Below are 803 nucleotides of genomic sequence, written 5' to 3'. Positions count from 1 at the left end.
AAGGGATCACCGCTGTTAAAATTTGCGGTGGAAAGTGAGCTTTAGTGCTTGCTGTCCACCTCAGGGCGTGTTGTTATGTGTAGTATAAGACCGAGTCAACATTTGCCAGATGCTGATTCCATATACGAAAACGATGACCAAACCTATGGCAAGCAGACGGTTCTCAGGGAATGTAAACCATGCTACTGCCACGAGAATAGTTCGCAAAACCGCGTGGACAATACCTAATGGATGTTGAACTATCCACGACCAGACTACCCAATGCAGGCCAAGGCCCACGCCCAAACTTAACGGGACGAACGTGGGAGCATAGAGAAAGAGAGGTATATGAACCGCCCAAAGCAGGTTCACCATCAGTACGCAAAGGCCCATTAGCTTCGCCAATGGGTTATCAGAGGATATGAGCGCCTCACCCCTAACCCGAGCTATTGCGAGCGCAAGAGGGAATATGGCTCCTGAGCCGAACAGCAGGATGAGAACCCCTGTGCGCTCGTCAAACTGCGTCGAGATTATCGCTATTGCAAGCCAGACGCATGCACCCGCGATCGGCATCGACGCCGAACCCTTCGCCGCAGCATTGAAGTCGCTTCTGTATTCTTCTAATGTCATTTCCCTGATTCCTGTTTCCAAGGTGGATTCACATAACGCCCCGGTAAGCGGCGCATAAATAGTAGGCTAAAATAGCGAGGAACGAGCGCAGCCTACTGTTTTGCGTCCGTTCTTGACCGGCTTATAGTTACTCCGTTCCATTAATTAATGTATTTACCTATCTCATTAATACATGGAATATGCTTCTGTTGATC

General features: G+C 49.2%; 1 protein-coding gene. It reads left to right on the top strand.

Annotated elements, in window-relative coordinates; genetic code table 11:
* Positions 1-448 precede the first annotated feature (448 nt).
* Complete coding sequence (locus HC000_RS18315; protein WP_179808391.1) at positions 449-667, top strand: hypothetical protein; 219 nt, start codon at positions 449-451, stop codon at positions 665-667.
* The last annotated feature ends 136 nt before the right edge of the window (positions 668-803 follow it).

The sequence above is a fragment of the Pseudoalteromonas sp. MIP2626 genome (assembly GCF_013414205.1).
Lineage (GTDB): Bacteria > Pseudomonadota > Gammaproteobacteria > Enterobacterales > Alteromonadaceae > Pseudoalteromonas > Pseudoalteromonas nigrifaciens.
Note: the sequence above shows the minus strand (reverse complement) of the source record. Positions and strands in the feature narration are given on the sequence as shown.

Bases quoted from the DNA above. Each gene is read 5' to 3' on its own strand.
- HC000_RS18315 (WP_179808391.1), top strand. From the start codon at position 449: ATGGCTCCTGAGCCGAACAGCAGGATGAGAACCCCTGTGCGCTCGTCA.